Here is an 18,394-nt window from a genome sequence, read left to right as displayed (position 1 = left end):
AGGCAGGTGGCGGCAGTGGCCAGGACGACGGACGGTGACGGCACGCCCGTCCCTCAGCGGCTGCTCGCCGCCGCCACGCGGCTCTTCGCCGACCGCGGCTACGACCGCACATCGGTGCAGGAGATCGTGGAGTCGGCAGGTGTCACCAAGGGCGCGCTCTACCACTACTTCGGCTCCAAGGACGATCTCCTGCACGAGGTGTACGCCCGCGTCCTGCGCGTGCAGCAGGAGCGTCTTGACGCCTTCGCGGACGCCGACGCGCCCATCGAGCAGCGGGTGCGGGACGCGGCGGCGGACGTGGTCGTCACGACGATCGACAACCTCGACGACGCCTCGATCTTCTTCCGCTCCATGCACCACCTGAGCCCGGAGAAGAACAAGCAGGTGCGTGCGGAGCGCCGCCGCTACCACGAGCGGTTCCGCGCGCTGATCGAGGAGGGCCAGAAGGCCGGCGTCTTCTCCGAGGCGACCCCGGCGGACCTGGTGGTGGACTACCACTTCGGCTCGGTCCACCACCTGTCCACGTGGTACCGCCCGGGCGGCCCGCTCACCCCGCAGCAGGTGGCGGACCACTTGGCGGACCTGCTGCTGAGAGCGCTGCGGCCGTAAGTCCGAGCGCCCCGAAGGGGCGCGGGGAACCGCGCGACCAGCCGCTAAGTAGGCGCGGGGAAGCGCGCGACCAGCCGCTAAGTACCCGCAGCGACGCACAGCCCCCGGAGGGCCGCCCCTACAGGTACTTCTTCAGCTCCCGCCGAGCCAGCGAGCGCTGATGCACCTCATCAGGCCCGTCGGCCAGCCGCAGCGTACGCGCCGCGGCCCACAGCTCGGCGAGCGGGAAGTCCTGACTCACGCCACCCGCCCCGTGCAGCTGGACCGCCTGGTCGAGGATGCCGACGACCGTACGCGGGGTCGCGATCTTGATGGACTGGATCTCCGTGTGCGCGCCCTTGTTGCCGACGGTGTCCATCAGCCAGGCGGTCTTCAGGACGAGCAGCCGCAGCTGCTCCACCGCGACGCGGGCGTCCGCGATCCACTCCTGGACGACGCCCTGCTGCGCGAGGGGCTTACCGAAGGCGGTACGCGCCACCGCACGCTGACACATCAGCTCGATGGCCCGCTCGGCCATGCCGATCAGGCGCATGCAGTGGTGGATGCGGCCCGGACCCAGGCGCGCCTGGGCGATGGCGAAACCGCCGCCCTCCTCGCCGATCAGGTTGCTCACGGGGACCCGGGCCCGGTCGAAGACCACCTCGGCGTGGCCTCCGTGGGAGTGGTCCTCGTAGCCGTACACCTGCATGGCGCGCCGTACTTCGACACCCGGGGTGTCGCGCGGCACGAGCACCATGGACTGCTGGCGGCGCGGGTCGGCGCCCTCGGGGTCCGTCTTGCCCATCAGGATGAAGATCTGGCAGTGCGGGTTCATCGCCCCGGAGATGTACCACTTGCGCCCGGTGATGACGTACTCGTCGCCCTCGCGCTCGATGAGCGTCGTGATGTTCGTGGCGTCGGACGAGGCCACCTCGGGCTCGGTCATCGCGAACGCCGAGCGGATCTCACCGGCGAGCAGGGGCTCCAGCCACCGCTTCTTCTGCTCGTCGTTCCCGAACTGGGCGAGCACCTCCATGTTGCCGGTGTCCGGGGCCGCGCAGTTCAGCGCGGTGGGCGCCAGGTGCGGGGAGCGCCCTGTGATCTCGGCGAGCGGGGCGTACTGGAGGTTGGTGAGCCCGGCGCCGTGCTCGGCGTCCGGCAGGAAGAGGTTCCAGAGGCCCTGCTTGCGGGCCTCGGTCTTGAGCTCGCCGACGATCGCCGGGGTGTCCCAGGGCGACGCGAGGAGGGCGCGCTGCTCGTCGGCGGTCTTCTCCGCCGGGTAGACGTGCTCGTCCATGAAGGCGAGGAGCCTGTCGCGCAGCTCTTCGGTGCGGGCGTCGAATGCGAAGTCCATGGCTGTCTCAGCCTTCCTGTCGTCCCTGGAGGGTGGTGAGGCCGTGCTCGATGAAGACGGGGACCAGCTCCCCGATGCGGTCGAAGCCCGCTCCGACCGTCTGGCCGAGCGTGTACCGGTAGTGGATGCCCTCCAGGATCACGGCGAGCTTGAACCACGCGAACGCCGTGTACCAGGCGACCGCGGAGACGTCGCGCCCCGAGCGCGCGGCGTACCGCTCGACAAGCTCGGCGGCCCGCGGATGTCCGGCCGCGCCCGCCGTGGTGCTGATGGGGGAGCCGGGCAGCTCAAGCTTGGTGCTGTACATGACGAGCAGGCCCAGGTCGGTGAGCGGATCACCGAGGGTGGACATCTCCCAGTCGAGGATCGCCTTGATCTGGTCGTCCTCGCCGATCAGGACGTTGTCGAGACGGTAGTCGCCGTGCACGACGGTGGCCGCGGGGGAGTCGGGCAGCTGCCGTCCCAGGGCGGCGTGCAGCTCGTCGATCCCCGCCAGGTCGCGGCCCCGCGAGGCGTCCAGTTGCTTGCCCCAGCGGCGCAGCTGCCGGTCGAGGAAGCCGTCGGGCCGCCCGAAGTCACCGAGGCCGACCGCTTGTGGGTCCACGGAATGCAGGTCGACGAGGGTGTCGACGAGCCCGAGGACCGCGGCCCGGGTGCGCTCGGCGCCCAGCGGTGCCAGCTCCTCGGCGGTGCGGAACGGGGTGCCGTCCACGAATTCCATGACGTAGAACGGCGTACCGATCACGGCGTCGTCCTCGCAGAGCAGCAGCGGCGTCGGCACCGGCACGGCGGTCCCGTGCAGCGCGCTGATCACCCGGTGCTCGCGCTTCATGTCGTGCGCGGTCGCGAGCACGTGCCCGAGCGGTGGCCGCCGTACGACCCAGCGCGAGGCGCCGTCCGTCACCGCGTACGTGAGGTTCGACCGGCCGCCCTCGATCAGGCGGGCGGAGAGCGGCCCGACCACGAGGCCAGGCCGCACGCTGTCCAGATGGCCGCGCAACTGGTCGAGATCGAGGCCTGGTGGATGGTCTGAGCTCATCTTCGCTCCTGGTCGGACGGTCGTCGTCGAATGCCGCGCTGCGTTGCGCTGACGTTCATGATGCCGACCAGTCGGTATGTAGTCCAGAGCGCGGTGGGAACGTGATCGGGATCGCGGCGCCCCCGGAGCCCCGGACATGGCGATCCCCCGCCACAGACTGCCACTCGGCGTCCGCGCGGGGGAAGGCGGCGGTGAATCTCAGTGATCGTCCCAGTGGCCGTCGTGCGCCGCGTGCCGGTGCCCGTCGTGGACGTAGTCGACGTGGTCGCCGTGCAGCACCGAGCTGTGCCCGCAGCCCTCGCCGTGCTTGTGCTCGTGCGCCTCGTGGACGGCGTGCTCGGCGGGCTCGCACTCGTCCCAGTGGCCGGAGTGCAGGCGGTGCATGTGTCCGTCGTGCGCGTAGTCGACGTGGTCGCCGTGCGGCACCTCCGGGTGCCCGCAGGCCGGGCCGTGGACGTGCTCGTGTACGGGATGTTCGTGGTGGAGCGTGGTCATGGCGCGTGCACCTTCTGTGGGAGCCGAGGGAGGGGAGTGACCCTCTCAGGCTAGTACTCGATGCCCGTTTGGTGGGGATATGGAAGCCTTGTTGATGTTTCAGCTTTCCCCACTGCGTACTCCCAGGAAGCCGACCCCATGAAGGCGATCAGCTACCGCCGGTACGGCGGACCCGAAGTCCTTGAGTACGGCGATGTGCGCGACCCCAAGGTCGGTCCCGACTCCGTCCTGGTGAAAGTCCGCGCCGCGTCGGTCAACCCCGTCGACTGGAAGTGCATGGGCGGCCACCTCGACGGCATCCTCGACCCCGTCTACCCGGTGATTCCCGGCTGGGACGTCGCGGGCGTCGTGGTGCAGCCGGGCGCCTCCGTGCCGGAGTTCGCGGTGGGGGACGAGGTCATCGGCTACGTGCGCGAGGACTTCCTCTCGCGCGGCACCTTCGCCGAGTACGTCGCCGCCCCCGTGCGCACCCTCGCCCGTAAGCCGCGCAACCTCGGCTTCGCCGAGGCGTCGGGCCTGCCGCTCGCCGGACTCACCGCCTACCAGGTGATCACCAAGGCGCTCGCGGTGAAGGCGGGCGACGTCGTCCTCGTGCACGCGGCGGCCGGCGGCGTCGGCTCGATCGCCGTCCAGCTGGCCCGGCACGCGGGCGCCCGCGTCATCGGCACCGCGAGCGAGCGCAACCACGACTACCTGCGCGGACTCGGCGCGGAACCGGTCACCTACGGCGACGGTCTGGCCGGACGCGTTCGTGCCCTCGCGCCCGAGGGCGTGGACGCCGCCTTCGACACGGTCGGCGGCGACACCCTCAAGGTGTCCGCCGAACTCCTCGCGCCCGACGGCCGTCTCGCGTCGATCGCGGACGGCGCGGTGATCGGCCTCGGCGGCCACTACTGCTTCGTACGTCCCGACGCCGACGACCTCGAGCACCTGACGCGGCTCGCGGAGCAGGACGTCGTCACGGTGCACGTCTCCGACACGTTCCCGCTGGAGCGGGCGGCGGACGCGTACCGCCTGAACGCGGAGGGCCGCACGCGGGGCAAGATCGTCGTCACGGTGGAGTGGACGACGGAGGACGGGCCCGCGACGGACTGAGGGCCCGGCACGCTCAAGCCTTTCAGGACGCTCAGAGCACCTTTCAGGACGCTCAGAACACCATGACCGTCGCGCACGCGGCGAGCGCCATCGTGCACAGCGCCGCCGTCGCCGCGGCCCGCGCCGGAAGCCGCAGCGGCCTGTTGCTGGCGGCGAGCTCGGTCATCCTGCGGTGCGCCACGCCCAGGAAGCCGAGCCACAGGAGCAGGCAGAAGGCGCAGGCGACGACGCCCACCGCGGTCGTACCCTCCTGCAGGGCGGCCCGCGCCGCCAGGACCGCGGCGACGGTGCAGGACAGGGTCGTACGCCGCCACGCGAGCCTCGTACGCTCCGGCTGCAGCCCCGGATCGCGGTCCGGCGCCCGTCCCTCGGCCCCCTGCGCCTGGTCCGTCACCCTTCCCACCCGAAGAGCACGACGACGACCATGGCGAGCGCCACGACCGCGACGGCCAGGCTCAGGACGGTCGGGAAGCGTGAGACGGGCAGATCGGCGCCGCGCCGCATGGCCCGCTCGCAGCGCACCCAGTGGTTGACCGCGCGCAGCGAACTGAGCACACCCGCGGCCAGCAGAGCGAGGGCCAGCCCGATACGCCACCCCCAGCGCAGGTCCGGCAGGAACTGGTCCACCGCGAAACCGCCGCCGATGAGGGCGAGCGCGGTGCGCAGCCAGGCGAGGAAGGTGCGTTCGTTGGCCAGGGAGAAGCGGTAGTCGGGGGTGTCGCCCTCGTCGCGGATCCGCTCGGGCGCGAACCACAGGCGCAGGCTCTGTACGAAGTTGCTCACTCGTCGCACCCTAACCGGCGGCCCTAACCCGCACGGAACTCCCGCAGCCGCTCGTACGCGGCGAGCCCGTCCGGCACCCACGCCCACGCGCCGAGCCGTTGCGCCAGCTCCGCGTCGGTGAGGAAGGTGTGCCAGGCGACCTCCTCGACCTGTGGGTTCACCGGCAGGTCGCAGCGCACTTCGTAGAGGTGCGACCACCAGGTGTGCCCCGAGCCGTCGTCGTACAGGAACTTGAACAGCGGTGTGGGCTGCGGGAGCCGCTGGACCCCGAGTTCCTCCTGGGCCTCGCGCAGTGCGGCGTCGTCGTACGACTCGCCCGCCCCGACCACACCGCCGACGAACATGTCGTACATCGAGGGGTAGACCAGCTTGATCGGCGTACGCCGGTGCACGAAGACGCGGCCTTCGGCGTCCCGCGCCTGGATGAACACGCAACGGTGGCGCAGGCCGCGCGCGTACGCCTCACCGCGCGGGGCCTCGCCGACCACCTCGTCGTTCTCGTCGACGATGTCCAGGATCTCTTCACTGGGGTCGGGCGCGGGCTGGTCGTTCGTCGTCATGCCGACCATCCAACCTCACCGTCGTACCGCCCCTTCGGCCTCACTGGCCCATGACGTACTTCACGGTGGGTCCCGCGGTCCAGCCGCCGTCGACGGCGAGTTCCGCGCCGGTCACGTACGAGGCGGCGTCCGAGAGCAGGAAGATCATGGCGCCCGCGATCTCGTGCGGCTCGCCCACCCGGCCCATCGGGGTGTTGGGGTACTTGCCCTCGCCCTTCTCGATGCCGACCTGAGCGGTCATCGGGGTGTACGTCATGCCCGGGTGGACGGAGTTGACGCGGATGCGGGCGGTGCCGAGCTCCACGGCGCCGGTCTTGGTGAGACCGCGCACGCCCCACTTGGACGCGCCGTAACCGGCGGTGAGCGCGAGGCCCATGAGTCCGGCCGCGGAGGAGATGTTGACGATGGAGCCGCCACCCGCCTCCTTCATGGCCGGAATGACGCTCTTCATGCCGATGAAGACACCCGTGAGGTTGATGTCGAGCACCTTGCGGAAGTGCTCGACCGACTCCGACTCCAGGAACTGGCCGGTGGATATACCGGCGTTGTTGACCAGCCCGTGGATCCCACCGAACTCGGTGATCGCGAACTCCACGACACGCTGCCAGTCCTCCTCCGACGTCACGTCGTGGTGCGCGAAGCGTGCGTGCTCGCCGAGCTCGGCGGCGGTGGCCTCGCCCTCCTTGTCGAGGACGTCGGTGAGGACGACGTTCGCGCCGGCGGCGACGGCCTGGCGCGCGGCCTCGGCGCCGAGGCCGCGCGCGGCGCCGGTGATGACGACGGTCCTGCCGGTGAGGTCGTGCGGGTTCGAGTCGGTCATGAGGTTTCTCCAAGTGCGTGGTGAGGGGCGTGCAGAAGGGCCGCGGTGGTCTCCACCAGGTCCGCGAGGAAGAGGTCCTCGCCGGTCAGAGGGGTGGCCTTGGCCAGGTACTGACCCGCGCGGTCGGCCATGGCGGCGCCGACGAGGGTGAGGGCCAGGTCGAGGCGCTCGAGGCGCAGTGGCTCAGGCAGCGCGGTGAGGCACTCCTCGACGCGGCCGATCAGGTCCCAGTAGACGGTGCCGTCGATCGTGGGGTGCGGGGTGCGGGTGCGCACGCCGCTCTCGTGGCTGAGCTGGGTCGAGATGCGCAGACAGCGGCGGCCCCGCTCGGTACGCAGCTCGGTGGCCTCCGCGGCGACAAGGGCGCGCAGGAGTCCGCGGAGTCCGTCAGGGGCCTGCTCCAGCTCCGCCGTGAGCACCTTCTCCGTGCGGGTCTGGCGCTCGGCCATGACGGCGTCGAGCAGTCCGGCCCGGCTCCCGAAGTGGTATTGCACGGCTGAGGGATTGCTCTGCCCCGCGAGCCGGACTATGTCCCGCAGCTGCGCGCCGTGCACACCCTGCGCGGCGAAGACTTCCTCGCCCGCGCGAAGCAGTTTCTCCCGGGTCCCGGGTCCTGAGGTCCTGGCCATGGCGTCATTGTAATGCTGGCCATTATTAAAAGCGAGGCGCTGTTCAGCGAGCCAGACGGTTGACGCCGACCCCGTGGTTACTCAGGATCTGAACTCACCAGTAAGTCCCTGCTGAGGAGGAACCCCCGGATGGCCCACGACGCAGACGTCATCGTGATCGGCGCCGGTCTCGCCGGTCTCGCGGCCACCGCGGAACTCGTCGACGCGGGCCGCCGGGTCATCCTCGTCGACCAGGAGCCCGAGCAGTCGCTCGGCGGCCAGGCGCACTGGTCCTTCGGCGGTCTCTTCTTCGTCGACTCCCCGGAGCAGCGCAGGCTGCGCATCAAGGACTCGCACGCTCTGGCCATGCAGGACTGGATGGGCACGGCCGCCTTCGACCGCCCCGAGGACCACTGGCCCCGCAAATGGGCCGAGGCGTACGTCGACTTCGCCGCGGGCGAGAAGCGGTCCTGGCTGCACGGGCAGGGCGTGCGGTTCTTCCCGGTGGTGGGATGGGCCGAGCGCGGTGGCTACGACGCGCAGGGGCACGGCAACTCCGTGCCGCGCTTCCACATCACCTGGGGCACGGGCCCGGGCCTCGTCGCCCCCTTCGAGCGCCGCGTCCGTGAAGGCGTCGCCCGCGGTCTCGTCCAGCTCAAGTTCCGCCACCGGGTCTCGGGGCTCTCCCGCAGCGCGGGCAGTGTCGACACGGTCACCGGCGAGATCCTCGAACCCTCCGACGCCGTGCGCGGCACGGCGAGCAGCCGCGAGGTCGCCGGGTCCTTCGAGTTCAGGGCCCAGGCGGTGATCGTCACCTCCGGCGGCATCGGCGGCAACCACGATCTCGTACGCGCCAACTGGCCCGAGCGGCTCGGCACTCCACCGGAGCGGATGGTCGCCGGCGTGCCCGCGCACGTCGACGGACGGATGCTCGGCATCACCGAGGACGCCGGAGCGCGCCTGATCAACCGCGACCGCATGTGGCACTACACCGAGGGCATCCAGAACTGGAACCCCATCTGGGACAACCACGGCATCCGCATCCTGCCGGGCCCCTCGTCGCTCTGGCTCGACGCGCGCGGCGACCGTCTTCCCGTGCCGCTCTTCCCCGGCTTCGACACCCTCGGCACGCTCGAACACATCATGAAGTCCGGGTACGAGTACACGTGGTTCGTGCTCAACCAGCGCATCATCGGCAAGGAGTTCACGCTCAGCGGCTCGGAGCAGAACCCCGATCTCACCGGCAAGTCCGTGCGCGGCGTCCTGGACCGGGCGCGCGCCGACGTGCCCGCCCCGGTGAAGGCGTTCATGGACAACGGCGCCGACTTCGTCGTGGAGAAGGACCTCTCCTCCCTCGTGCGCGGTATGAACGCGCTCACCAAGGAGCCCCTCATCGACGAGGCGGCGCTGCGCCGCACGATCACCGCGCGCGACCGGGAAGTCAGCAACCCCTTCACCAAGGACCTCCAGGTCACCGCCATCAACGGCGCCCGCAAGTTCCTCGGCGACCGGCTCATCCGGGCCGCCGCCCCGCACCGGATCCTCGACCCCAAGGCGGGCCCGCTCGTCGCGGTGCGGCTCAACATCCTCACCCGCAAGACCCTCGGCGGCCTGGAGACCGACCTGTCCTCGCGCGTCCTGACCGAGGGCGGTCAGCCGCTTCCCGGCGTGTTCGCGGCGGGCGAAGCCGCCGGATTCGGCGGCGGGGGAGTGCACGGCTACCGCTCGCTCGAAGGCACGTTCCTCGGCGGCTGCCTCTTCTCGGGACGTGCGGCGGGCCGTGCCGCCGCCAAGTCGGTGAGCTGACAGGCGTGTTCGTCGTATCGCGGCATGATCGTCGCCGCTTGTCCGATTCGTGTCCCGTCCTGCGACTGCGCAGGTCGGGGGCGAATTCCGCAGATTCTGAAACGAGTTGGTGAAGGCCCCGGACGCGGGTGCGCCTTGACTGGACGGCTACGTACCGGTTTGCTGTGTGTGATCATCCGTAAGCGAACCGCGCCGGGGAGGAAGTCCCGCGGTGTCACCACCTCCACCCCCCTTGGGCCGTTCCCGCAAGCGGGCGGCCCACGCCTTCGACCCCGCGCTCGACGACGCCGAACTCGCCGCCGCCAGGACCGCACTGGCCCAGGGCCGCTGGACCGAGGTCCGCGCGCTGCTCGCCGGCACCGGCGACGACTGGGACCGCAGGGGCCACCGGTTCGACGTACTCGCGCAGGAGCACACCACCACCGCCTGGGCCCGTGACTGGCGCCTCGCCGAGCCCGAGAGCGCCGACGCCGTCCTGCTGCTCGCCCACGCCTCCGTGTACCTCGCGCTGCGCGGCAAGGGGCGCTCGGAGAAGGCGCGGGACGCCTGCCGCGAAGCCGCCGCGCTGCTTCCCGCCGACCCCACGCCGTGGCTCGCGCTGCTGACCCTTGAGCGTTCCCTCGGCCTGGAGGAGGACGTGGTCCGGCTCTTCGACGAGGTCCGTCACCGGCACCCCGAGCACCACCACGCCCACCACCTGATGGTGGCGAGGCTCGCCGAGCGGCGCCCCGGCGCGGGCCAGGATCCGCTGCACGAGGTGTACGACTTCGCCGCCTGGTCGGCCGAACAGGCGCCCGCGGATTCGCCGTTGGCGGTCCTGCCCGTCGTCGCGCACGCCGAGCGCTACCGCGTCCTGGCCACCGCGGGCAGCGAGCCCGCCGACCCGGTGGCCTCCGGGCACTGGACGGGACGCCGGGCCCGCCAGGTCATGAAGGCCGCCTTCGACTGGTGGCTGGAGTGGGAGATGCCTCAGAGCAGGGGCCACCCGCGCTGTCGCGTCGACCTCAACTTCCTCGCCCACGCCAAATTCTGCGAGGGCAGAGCGGCCGAGTCGGCCGCCCTCTTCCACCGCATCGGGCGGCACGCTACCCCGGCCCCCTGGTCGTACCCGGACCGGGACCCGTACAAGGCGTTCACCGCCGCGCGCGGCGCCGCGCTCGGCTCCGCCTGACCCACCGCACCAACCCCCCACCCGAAAGGACAACCGCGCCATGGCGACGGGCAGTTCGAGCAGCACGAGATCCGCGAGCGAAGCCGCCGACGGCAGCGGGATCAGTACCTACAAGGGCCAGGAGACGGCACTGCGCGCCGGCCGTCTCGGCACGGCGGGCCTCCTCCTGTCCGTGCTCGCGGCGACCGGCCCGCTCATGGTGGTCGCGGGTGTCATGCCCACCACATACGGCGTGATGGGCGTCGTCGGACAGCCGCTGCTCTTCCTCATCCTCGGCGTGGTCCTCGGCCTGTTCAGCTTCGGCTACGCCGAGATGAGCCGTCACGTCCACAACGCGGGCGCCTTCTACGCGTACATATCGAGGGGCCTTGGCGGTACTGCGGGCGCGGGTGCCTCGCTGGTCGCGCTCGTCGCCTACAGCGTGCTGCAGGCCGGCCTCTACGGGCTCCTCGGATTCGAGGTCTCCGGGCTGCTCAACACGTACTTCGACGTCGAAGTCGCCTGGTGGATACCGGCACTTGTCACGGTCGCCGTCGTCGCCGTACTCGCCTGGCTGAAGATCGACCTGAACGCGCGCGTGCTCGGCGTGCTGCTGCTCATCGAGGTGGCGCTCGTCGTCATCTTCGACATCGCGGCCATCGCGGACCCGGCCAAGGAGGGCCTGTCCCTGCACGCGTTCAACCCGGACACCCTCACGGGTGCGGGCGTCGCCACCTCGCTCTGTTTCTGCATCGCCGCCTTCACCGGCTTCGAGCAGGCTCCCGTGTACGCGGAGGAGACCAGCCGCCCGCAGGTCGTCGTCGCCCGCGTGATGTTCTTCGCTGTGGGCTTCGTCGCCCTCTTCTTCGCGATCAGCTCGTGGGCGCTCACGGTCGCGGCGGGCCCCTCCGGAATCGTCCCGGCGGCAAAGGAACAGAGCGCCGGGCTGCTCTTCGGGCTCACCGAGTCCCGGCTCGGCGGAACCTTCACCGACGTACTCCACGTCCTGTTCGTGACCGGCATGTTCGCGGCGATCCTCTCCTTCCACAACGTGGTCGCGCGCTACGCCTTCGCCATGGGCCGAGAGAATCTGCTGCCCGCCACGTTCGGCAGGACCAACACCTCGACCGGCGCACCCGGCACCGGCTCCCTGCTCCAGACGGTCGTCTCCGTCGTCATCGTGGTGGCCTTCGCGGTGACCGACGACGGCGAGTTCGGCGACCCGACCGCGCCGGTCCTGCACCTGTTCACCTGGGGCGGCAACATCGGCGCGCTCGGCGTCATCCTCCTGATGGCCACGGCTTCCGTCGCGGTCATCGTGTTCTTCGTGCGCCGCGGGGCCGCGCGTACGCAGGCCTGGCGCATCGCCGCGTCGGCGCTCGCCGCGGTCGGCCTGCTCGTCATCGCGGGCTTCACCGTCAAGGACTTCGACGTCCTGGTCGGCGCGGGACCCGGCTCGGCGCTCAGCTGGGTCCTTCCCGGCATCATCCTGCTCGCCGCGGTGATCGGCGTGGTCTACGGCGCGATCCTGCGCTCGACCAAGCCTCAGGCGCACGCGCGGATCGGCCTTGGCAACGAGGCGTTCCAACTGGAGAAGGCGTCCGAGGAACCGTCCGGCAAGGTATGACGGAACAAGGTGTGACGGAACAAGGTATGGCAGAACAAGGTATGGCAGAACAAGGTATGGCAGAACAAGGTATGACGGAACGCTGACGGATTGCCGCGGCCCCTGTACCCCGGGGGCCGCGGGTGCTCGAATCGGGGGGTGACAACTCCCTCTTCCCGCAGGGCCGCGCAGGACAGCGCGGACGGCATGGACGGCACGGACGGTGGCGGCAGGCCGGTCGGCCGCCGTCTGGTCCTCGGCATGATCGGTCTCGGCGCTGTGGGCGTGGCCGCCGCGCAGCCGCTCCAGCGGGGCCTGGAATCCTTCCTGGGCGCCGCGTCCGACAAGGACCCCACGGGCCTGACGGACCTGCTCCCGAACGGCGGCGGCTTCCGCTACTACTCGGTGGCCGCGTCCGTCCCGCGCAAGAGCGCGTCGACGTACCGCCTGAAGATCGACGGACTGGTCGACCGCCCCGCTACGTACTCCCTCACCGAACTGCGCGCCCTGCCGCAGACCCGTCTGGTGCGTGACGTCCAGTGCGTGACGGGCTGGCGCGTGCCGGGCACACCCTTCGAAGGCGTACGCCTCTCCCGCCTCCTGGACGCGGCGGGGGTACGTCCGACCGCCCGCGCCATCCGCTTCACGTGCTTCGACGGCACGTACAGCGAGAGCCTGACGCTGCGGCAGGCGCGGCGGAAGGACGTCCTGGTGGCCCTGCGCATGCAGGACAAGGACCTGGGCCACAGCCACGGCGGCCCGGCCCGCCTTTACGCCGCCCCCATGTACTTCTACAAGTCGGCGAAGTGGCTCTCCGGGATCACGCTCACCGACGAGGTGGAGCCGGGGTACTGGGAGAAGCGGGGCTACGACGTCGACGCGTGGGTGGGTGATTCGAATGGCAGGGACGACGAGCCCACGGCTTGAGGCGGCTGCGGCGCGGGTGCGCAGGTTCAGCCCGGCGGAGCGGTGGGTGCACCGGATGACGGCGCTGCTGATGGGCGTGTGCGTCGGCACCGCCGCGTGTCTGTACGTTCCTCAGCTGGCCGAGCTCGTGGGGCGCCGCGCGCTGGTGGTGACCGTCCACGAATGGTCGGGCCTGCTGCTCCCGGCTCCGTTCCTAGCGGGCCTCGCGTCCCGCGCGTTCCGCGGCGACCTGCGCCTCCTGAACCGCTTCGGCCCGCACGACAGGGCCTGGCTGCGACGCGGCGCCCGGCGCCGACAGGCGGGAAAGTTCAACGCGGGCCAGAAGCTGTACGCGGGCTGGCTCGCGGGAGCGGTCCTGGTGATGCTGGGCACGGGCCTGCTGATGTGGTTCACGCACCTCGCCCCCCTGGCCTGGCGCACGGGAAGCACGTTCGTCCACGACTGGCTCGCGCTGGCGTTGGGTGTGGTGATCGCGGGCCACGTGGGGATGGCGTGGGCGGACCCGGAGGCGAGGCGGGGGATGCGGACCGGGTCCGTGGACCCGGAGTGGGCGGAGCGGGAGCATTCGCTGTGGCGCAGGTAGGGCCTGGGGCGGCTTACCCCCACCCCGCCCCTTCCCGATGTTCGTAAGCAGGTGTTCTGGGGCCCGAGCATTGACTACGAAGCACCGACACCGCCGTATCAGCGGATCGCAGCGGAGATCATTCGGGATATCGAGTCCGGAACTCTTGCCGTGGATCGTCCGGTCCCGTCCGAGTCCGCGATCACTCAGCGGTGGGGCGTTGCTCGGGACACCGCCCGCCGAGCGGTGCGGCACCTGCGGGAACTCGGGTACGTCTACACCGTGCCGCAGCGCGGTACGTACGTCCGGGATCGCAGCGGCGAGGGTCAGAACGCAAAGTAGCCCCGCCCAAGCGCCACGGGGGGCAGCGTATGGGCGGGGCTGGCACCGGCACGCCGAGCGGTCTCGCTGGCCGTCGTTCAGCCTGCCGGGGTTCTAGTGGGCGCGGCTCATGCGTGACTGGCCGCTGTAGATGCGTCGGGTGGCGGCTGGCTCAGCGGAAGTGCCTCCAGCAACATGACCGCATCGCGAATCCGCAGGGCTCCCAACTGCACGTAGGCGCCCCCGCTAGGAGTCACGAGGGGCCGAACCTGCATCACTTCCCGTTCTGATACTCCGGTCCGCGTCAGCGCGGCGCGAAGAAGCGCAGCCACGTGCTCGGCTTCTCTGCGAGCGCTCTTGTACTCGTTCATCGGAATCATGGGTTGTCCTCACCGTTCCGCTTTTTGTACACATGCGGTGTGCCGGTAGACGACTACCGGCGCCCCCGACTGACGTTCCCGCACTCCGCGGCGCACGGAATCGAGTGACTTGATCGGCTTCATGCACGCGGGGCATGTCTCGCCCGCCGGGGCAAAAGTTTCGTACTCGTTCTTGGTCGCGTCCGTATCGGTCGTCGTCGCCATACGCGCCATCGTCCCTCCGTGGGGAATGCTGTATGACGCGATACTCGTCCGCTTGGTGCAACTCCCGCTACGGCATTTCCCGTTGCTGCAACATGTCGTCCCGGATGCTCTCAAGCTGAGATCGCATAGGGTCGCCGTGCAGAGCGGTAGCGGCGAATCCATCGAATTTGGCTACGTACAGGGCTACGTCGCGGGGGTCCGTCACGATTACTTCAGCATGCACGGTTTCCACCGTCACTGCCCGGTCGTCACGGATGACGAATGCGTGATTGGGTATGTCGTGCTGCCTTCTGTTCAGCGGCACAACACGCATGTCCAGATGCGGGAGCCGAGACAGGCTGATGAGTCGGTCCAACTGCCCCGCCATGACCAGCGGCGGAACGATGAGCCACCGCAATACCGGCTCTGTGATGACGAACCGGAGTCGCTTGCTCTCGTCGTAGAGCACGGACTGGCGTTCGAGACGTGCGCTGACAGTTTCTCGTACGGTCTCCGCGCTCAGATCCTCGTGCCGAGAGAGGATGGTGCGCATGTACTCGGGCGTCTGGAGCAATCCCGGAACCAGCGCGGGCTGGAAGAGGCGCAGGAGCTTCATGTTGGCGTCTACGGCCTTCAGTTGCCGTTGTGCTTTATGGAGGCCTGCGCGTTGAATCAGTCGCCATGCGGTCGCCTCCGTCGCGGCAGCTCGCGCGGCGTCCATGTATTCGGACTTCACGTCGTCCGAGACGCCTATAGCCGTCAGAATTCGCTCTACATCGTCGGCATGGGGGCTGAGCTTCCCTGTCTCGATCTTGCTGAGCTTGCTTGCTGACATGACAGCGCCACGGGCCACTGCCTTGGCTTCCTTCCCGGAAGCGTCCCGCAGTGCCCGCAGCGCGGCACCCAACTCCGAGCGGTTCACTCTCCGTACTTTGCCCACCAGTCGGCGAATGGCACAGCGTGAGCAAGGGCGGTGTCTCTGCAGGAGACGAACTCGGCGGATTGATCGTCCGGCAGCACGTCGGCCCCGAGGAACCTTCCATCCGGGTCGTAGCGCATGGTTGCTGGTGTGGTCGAGTCGAACAGCCAGAAGTCACCGATGTCGCCCGGCAGGGGATTTGCACGCCCGGTCACGTCCAGAATGAAGAACTCTTCACCGGCCGTGGCGTTCGTCGCGTATCCCCACCCCAGCTCGAATCGGAGATACGAAGTCAGGGGCCTGGTCAGTACATGCACCCGGTACAAGCGCCGGCCCGAGTCAACATAGTCCCGGACTTCTGTCAGCCAATCGGCGTTGTAGTCAGCGGGCTTGTCTCGACCCTCGGCAAATTCCTGATACGCGTCCGTGTTGCCCGAACGGCTGTAGTCAGCCAGAGTTTCCAGTCGAAAGGCTTCGTGCTCGAAGGTGTCGAACAGCTCTCCGAGGGACCTAGCCAAGCTGATCACCGAATGCCTTCACGATGAGGTCCATGGGGATCTCGACCAGGTTTTCGTGAGCGGGAATGTCAAGGCCATGATGGGTGGGCGTCTCGCCCTGTACCAGGATCGTGCCCCGATCGGTCTTGTAGATGGTGGGGCAGTCCTTCTTGTCGCACGTTGTTGCCAGCATGGTCACCTTCACGAGCGTTCCCCTTCCCGTGGTCCCTGGTCTGCCACGCGATCCTTCCGGTCCGGACGCACTCAGGGCAAGAGACATAACTTTCCGAAACGGGAAACTGGCCTCACACAACAGCAAGCCCACGTGCCGCCAACTTGGGAAGTGGCGACCGCGAGGGCTCTGCGGTGCTGTGGGTCAGTCCCACACGTCCGAGTCGTCATCGTCCGACTCCGGCAACGTGATCGCGGTTCTGGCACTCGGAGGCAGTCCCAACTCCCATATATATCGGGACAGTTGGGTTCGGTACTGCCCGGCTAAGGTGGCTGCGCCATTCCTCGCCGTGCCTCGCTCGGCGGTCACCATGAGTCCGCGCTCCGAAAGGGCCCACTCTGCCTGATCGATCCGGGCCACGCAGACGCACAGATCCTCGACGGTGGCGTGGTCTGCTTCGCCGATACCGGCGGATACTTCGAGTACCGGCACCACGCGCCGCCACTCCGCGGATGCGACTTTCCGGCAACGCGCGTTCGCGGCTTCCACTTCGGCGAGCGGCGACACTGTGAAGACCTCACTCCAATCGGGCTCGGCGAGGATCGCGCGAGGCACGACCACTCCCTCCCTGGTCGGGGTCTTGGATGGGTCGTGACGTCGGCGCGTCGCCTGTGACGATCAGAGTCTTGGCGCGGACCGTGCAGTCACTCCGTCGTGGAGGTCGTCACCGATCACATGCCAGGCAGGGCAGGGCTCACGCGACATGAAAGTTGTGAGGCATGGCCGTGTACGTTCCCCTGACCCTTGGCGCAACGAGCAACACCGGCAGGGCCACGGCATCCGTGTAGTCATCCATCCGCAGGTCACCGTCCGCCATGACGTCATCAGCGCGGTACTCCGCGGGGGCAGCCAGGCCCCTGCTTGGCGAACACATCCGCTCAGTCGCCGCCTTCGACCATCCGTTGAGCGCACGCCGATACCGGTCCATAGGGTTCGGATGCCTCCAGCGCTACTACCTGCACAGCGCCCCGTCCTCCGGCCGCCTTCCGCCAGCTCAGCAAGTGAGTGGGTCTCGAATCTGCGCTCGGGAATGCCGCGGCGGCCAGAGTGTCAAAGTCCCACCCCCGGTTTTGTACACATACCGCTCATGACGTCCTGGGGGGGCGGGCAGATAGCCTGAACCCGCGATCAGCGCGATACGACGCGGGGCACCAAGCCCCCTGGTCTGCAACCGGATCAGCTTCGCGTGCGTGTCGTGACTGGCCCCGCGTATTCCGAACTTGCTGCCTGAGAAGCGGCCGCTAACGACCCGGGCATCTCTCCGCACGGCATAGTGCCGACCCCGACCGGAGAACCCGAGTCGCGGCGTTACGTCACCTTCCCCACTTACGTCACGCAACGGCGCGCGACAGGAGCCAGAGGTCATGAAGGCCAAGCACAACACCCAGCAGATAGAGGGCACCCACATGAGCTACAGAACGGACAGCCACACCGCACCCCCCGCCTTCGAACTTCGCTGCGGGGGACTGCGGGTAACCGTCCAGCGCGTCCCCGGCTGGCTGGTGGCAGCCCTCGCCACGGCAACCGGAAGCGGGCTCGCAGCGTGGTTCACATCGCGGTGAAGTCCTCGGCGGTCTTGGCCAAGTGGCAGTTATGGCAGAGGGGTTGAACGTTGGTGTCCGTGTCCTCACCCTCGAGCGCGAGCGGCTGTCTGTGCCCCGGTGACTTGGTCGCTGGTGCTCTGTGACTCCACCTGTGCGGCAAAGGCGAGCATCATCATCATGAGCTCGGACATCCGGTCCATGGGGTTGCGGGTCGAACACCAGCCGACCCCCCGCCCATGCCCTCGGCAAAGACGAGCATCTTGCGGTGCTGCTTCGCCCACTTGGCGAGTTCGTGCATGTCGCTCATGGACCGGATAGCACGGTCAAAGCGCCACCACACCAGGGCATCGAACTCGTTGGGCCGGGCGAGCCATCCGCCGAGCTGCGGACGGTCGAACGGGCCGATCTTCGACGCGCTAACGTCAAGGTCCACCGCTTCGCGGAGTTGGTTGCCCTCGCCGAACTCGATACCGAGGGATGCCGCTGCTATGTCGTCGGCCTCGCGTTGCCGCTCGGGGCTGGTCGTCTCGTCCGCACGGACGGACAGGCGGATGCACCGCACGCCCCGCAGGATCTCCCGCCCCGCGACCGCCGCTGTTTCGTTTGCCCTCATGCCGTCGGTGGGGGCCAGGAAAATCGCGTCGTCCCCGCCCGTGACCGCTACCGCCCGCTTCGTCTCCACACTGCCTGTAGAGACCGACGCATTCCCACGTACCGATCCGGCGCCCTTGACCTGCGACGACGCCGCCATGACCCGACCACTCCAGACCTATCAGTCTGGAACATCGGGGCTTCCCGAAACCATGGGGCTCCGCCTCCTGGCCCCCGTACAAGATGCCCTCGGACGCCGGGCCGGCGGGGGGGGGGGCCCGCGCGCGGGGGCGGGGGGGGGCACGGCGCAAGCGCCCCCGTACCCCGCCGCGCC

At 69.2% G+C, this 18,394-nt stretch carries 23 protein-coding genes and 1 pseudogene; 10 read left to right on the top strand and 14 right to left on the bottom strand.

Annotated elements, in window-relative coordinates:
* Window positions 1-15 precede the first annotated feature (15 nt).
* Complete coding sequence (locus ACFVXC_RS33720; RefSeq protein WP_389913274.1) at window positions 16-609, top strand: TetR/AcrR family transcriptional regulator; 594 nt, start codon at window positions 16-18, stop codon at window positions 607-609.
* 118 nt (window positions 610-727) lie between these two features.
* On the opposite strand, the gene ACFVXC_RS33715 is transcribed toward ACFVXC_RS33720, so the two are convergent.
* The 3 genes from ACFVXC_RS33715 to ACFVXC_RS33705 form a co-directional block, all read right to left on the bottom strand.
* Window positions 728-1,942 carry an acyl-CoA dehydrogenase family protein gene (locus ACFVXC_RS33715; protein WP_389913271.1) on the bottom strand — a complete coding sequence of 405 codons (1,215 nt, stop codon included), beginning with the start codon at window positions 1,940-1,942 and terminating at the stop codon, window positions 728-730.
* 7 nt (window positions 1,943-1,949) lie between these two features.
* On the bottom strand, window positions 1,950-2,981 hold the full coding sequence (locus ACFVXC_RS33710) for a phosphotransferase family protein (protein ID WP_389913268.1): 1,032 nt from the start codon (window positions 2,979-2,981) through the stop codon (window positions 1,950-1,952).
* Between the two features lie 198 nt (window positions 2,982-3,179).
* Window positions 3,180-3,476 (bottom strand): hypothetical protein, encoded by a 297-nt coding sequence (locus tag ACFVXC_RS33705; protein WP_389913265.1) that lies wholly within the window; start codon window positions 3,474-3,476, stop codon window positions 3,180-3,182.
* 138 nt (window positions 3,477-3,614) lie between these two features.
* Between ACFVXC_RS33705 and ACFVXC_RS33700 the strand changes: the two genes are divergently transcribed.
* Window positions 3,615-4,571 (top strand): NADP-dependent oxidoreductase, encoded by a 957-nt coding sequence (locus ACFVXC_RS33700; RefSeq protein WP_389913262.1) that lies wholly within the window; start codon window positions 3,615-3,617, stop codon window positions 4,569-4,571.
* Between the two features lie 52 nt (window positions 4,572-4,623).
* Here the strand turns inward: ACFVXC_RS33700 and ACFVXC_RS33695 are convergent, their stop codons facing one another.
* The 5 genes from ACFVXC_RS33695 to ACFVXC_RS33675 are packed head-to-tail and all read right to left on the bottom strand — an operon-like array spanning window position 4,624 to window position 7,363.
* Entirely contained in the window at window positions 4,624-4,965 is a 342-nt protein-coding gene (locus ACFVXC_RS33695; protein ID WP_389913259.1) for a DUF202 domain-containing protein, read from the bottom strand.
* On the bottom strand, window positions 4,962-5,354 hold the full coding sequence (locus tag ACFVXC_RS33690) for a YidH family protein (RefSeq protein WP_389913256.1): 393 nt from the start codon (window positions 5,352-5,354) through the stop codon (window positions 4,962-4,964). Before ACFVXC_RS33690 ends, ACFVXC_RS33695 begins: the two co-directional genes overlap by 4 nt.
* Before the next feature lie 23 nt (window positions 5,355-5,377).
* A complete protein-coding gene (locus tag ACFVXC_RS33685) occupies window positions 5,378-5,914 on the bottom strand; it encodes an NUDIX hydrolase (protein WP_389913253.1) in 537 nt (178 codons plus the stop codon).
* A 40-nt stretch (window positions 5,915-5,954) separates the two neighbouring features.
* On the bottom strand, window positions 5,955-6,734 hold the full coding sequence (locus ACFVXC_RS33680; protein WP_389913250.1) for a glucose 1-dehydrogenase: 780 nt from the start codon (window positions 6,732-6,734) through the stop codon (window positions 5,955-5,957).
* Window positions 6,731-7,363 (bottom strand): TetR/AcrR family transcriptional regulator, encoded by a 633-nt coding sequence (locus ACFVXC_RS33675; protein ID WP_389913247.1) that lies wholly within the window; start codon window positions 7,361-7,363, stop codon window positions 6,731-6,733. The genes ACFVXC_RS33680 and ACFVXC_RS33675 overlap by 4 nt, the downstream gene beginning before the upstream one ends.
* 129 nt (window positions 7,364-7,492) lie before the next feature.
* Here ACFVXC_RS33675 and ACFVXC_RS33670 point away from each other — a divergent pair, with 129 nt between their 5' ends.
* From ACFVXC_RS33670 to ACFVXC_RS33645, 6 genes are all read left to right on the top strand, one after another.
* Window positions 7,493-9,148, top strand: coding sequence for an FAD-binding dehydrogenase (locus ACFVXC_RS33670; protein WP_389913245.1), 1,656 nt, complete (start codon window positions 7,493-7,495; stop codon window positions 9,146-9,148).
* 211 nt (window positions 9,149-9,359) lie between these two features.
* Complete coding sequence (locus tag ACFVXC_RS33665; protein ID WP_389913243.1) at window positions 9,360-10,319, top strand: hypothetical protein; 960 nt, start codon at window positions 9,360-9,362, stop codon at window positions 10,317-10,319.
* A gap of 40 nt (window positions 10,320-10,359) precedes the next feature.
* Window positions 10,360-11,925, top strand: a complete 1,566-nt coding sequence (locus ACFVXC_RS33660; protein ID WP_389913240.1) for an APC family permease — start codon at window positions 10,360-10,362, stop codon at window positions 11,923-11,925.
* A 186-nt stretch (window positions 11,926-12,111) separates the two neighbouring features.
* On the top strand, window positions 12,112-12,831 hold the full coding sequence (locus ACFVXC_RS33655) for a molybdopterin-dependent oxidoreductase (protein WP_389913633.1): 720 nt from the start codon (window positions 12,112-12,114) through the stop codon (window positions 12,829-12,831).
* On the top strand, window positions 12,803-13,414 hold the full coding sequence (locus ACFVXC_RS33650; protein WP_389913237.1) for a cytochrome b/b6 domain-containing protein: 612 nt from the start codon (window positions 12,803-12,805) through the stop codon (window positions 13,412-13,414). Before ACFVXC_RS33655 ends, ACFVXC_RS33650 begins: the two co-directional genes overlap by 29 nt.
* A gap of 51 nt (window positions 13,415-13,465) precedes the next feature.
* Entirely contained in the window at window positions 13,466-13,735 is a 270-nt protein-coding gene (locus ACFVXC_RS33645) for a GntR family transcriptional regulator (RefSeq protein ID WP_389913234.1), read from the top strand.
* Window positions 13,736-14,365: 630 nt separating this feature from the next.
* Here the strand turns inward: ACFVXC_RS33645 and ACFVXC_RS33640 are convergent.
* The 4 genes from ACFVXC_RS33640 to ACFVXC_RS33625 form a co-directional block, all read right to left on the bottom strand.
* Window positions 14,366-15,199: a helix-turn-helix domain-containing protein gene (locus tag ACFVXC_RS33640; RefSeq protein WP_389913231.1), complete on the bottom strand. Its 834-nt coding sequence runs from the start codon at window positions 15,197-15,199 to the stop codon at window positions 14,366-14,368.
* The gene (locus ACFVXC_RS33635; protein WP_389913228.1) at window positions 15,196-15,723 is read right to left on the bottom strand and encodes a DUF6879 family protein; all 528 of its coding nucleotides are present in this window, start codon (window positions 15,721-15,723) and stop codon (window positions 15,196-15,198) included. Before ACFVXC_RS33635 ends, ACFVXC_RS33640 begins: the two co-directional genes overlap by 4 nt.
* Window positions 15,707-15,898: a hypothetical protein gene (locus ACFVXC_RS33630; protein WP_389913226.1), complete on the bottom strand. Its 192-nt coding sequence runs from the start codon at window positions 15,896-15,898 to the stop codon at window positions 15,707-15,709. Before ACFVXC_RS33630 ends, ACFVXC_RS33635 begins: the two co-directional genes overlap by 17 nt.
* A 171-nt stretch (window positions 15,899-16,069) precedes the next feature.
* Window positions 16,070-16,480: a P27 family phage terminase small subunit gene (locus ACFVXC_RS33625; RefSeq protein ID WP_389913222.1), complete on the bottom strand. Its 411-nt coding sequence runs from the start codon at window positions 16,478-16,480 to the stop codon at window positions 16,070-16,072.
* Window positions 16,481-16,564: 84 nt separating this feature from the next.
* Between ACFVXC_RS33625 and ACFVXC_RS33620 the strand changes: the two are divergent.
* Both ACFVXC_RS33620 and ACFVXC_RS33615 read left to right on the top strand, forming a co-directional pair.
* Window positions 16,565-16,784 (top strand): annotated as a pseudogene (locus tag ACFVXC_RS33620) (hypothetical protein); the annotation flags it as partial.
* A 505-nt stretch (window positions 16,785-17,289) separates the two neighbouring features.
* Entirely contained in the window at window positions 17,290-17,487 is a 198-nt protein-coding gene (locus ACFVXC_RS33615) for a hypothetical protein (protein WP_389913219.1), read from the top strand.
* On the opposite strand, the gene ACFVXC_RS33610 is transcribed toward ACFVXC_RS33615, so the two are convergent.
* Both ACFVXC_RS33610 and ACFVXC_RS33605 read right to left on the bottom strand, forming a co-directional pair.
* Complete coding sequence (locus ACFVXC_RS33610; RefSeq protein ID WP_389913216.1) at window positions 17,474-17,629, bottom strand: HNH endonuclease; 156 nt, start codon at window positions 17,627-17,629, stop codon at window positions 17,474-17,476. The genes ACFVXC_RS33615 and ACFVXC_RS33610 overlap by 14 nt on opposite strands.
* Window positions 17,630-17,644: 15 nt before the next feature.
* Window positions 17,645-18,220, bottom strand: coding sequence for a recombinase family protein (locus ACFVXC_RS33605; RefSeq protein ID WP_389913213.1), 576 nt, complete (start codon window positions 18,218-18,220; stop codon window positions 17,645-17,647).
* Window positions 18,221-18,394: the final 174 nt, after the last annotated feature.

It is taken from the genome of Streptomyces sp. NPDC058257 (assembly GCF_042881845.1).
In the GTDB taxonomy this organism is placed as follows: Bacteria; Actinomycetota; Actinomycetes; order Streptomycetales; family Streptomycetaceae; genus Streptomyces.
Note: the sequence above shows the minus strand (reverse complement) of the source record. Positions and strands in the feature narration are given on the sequence as shown.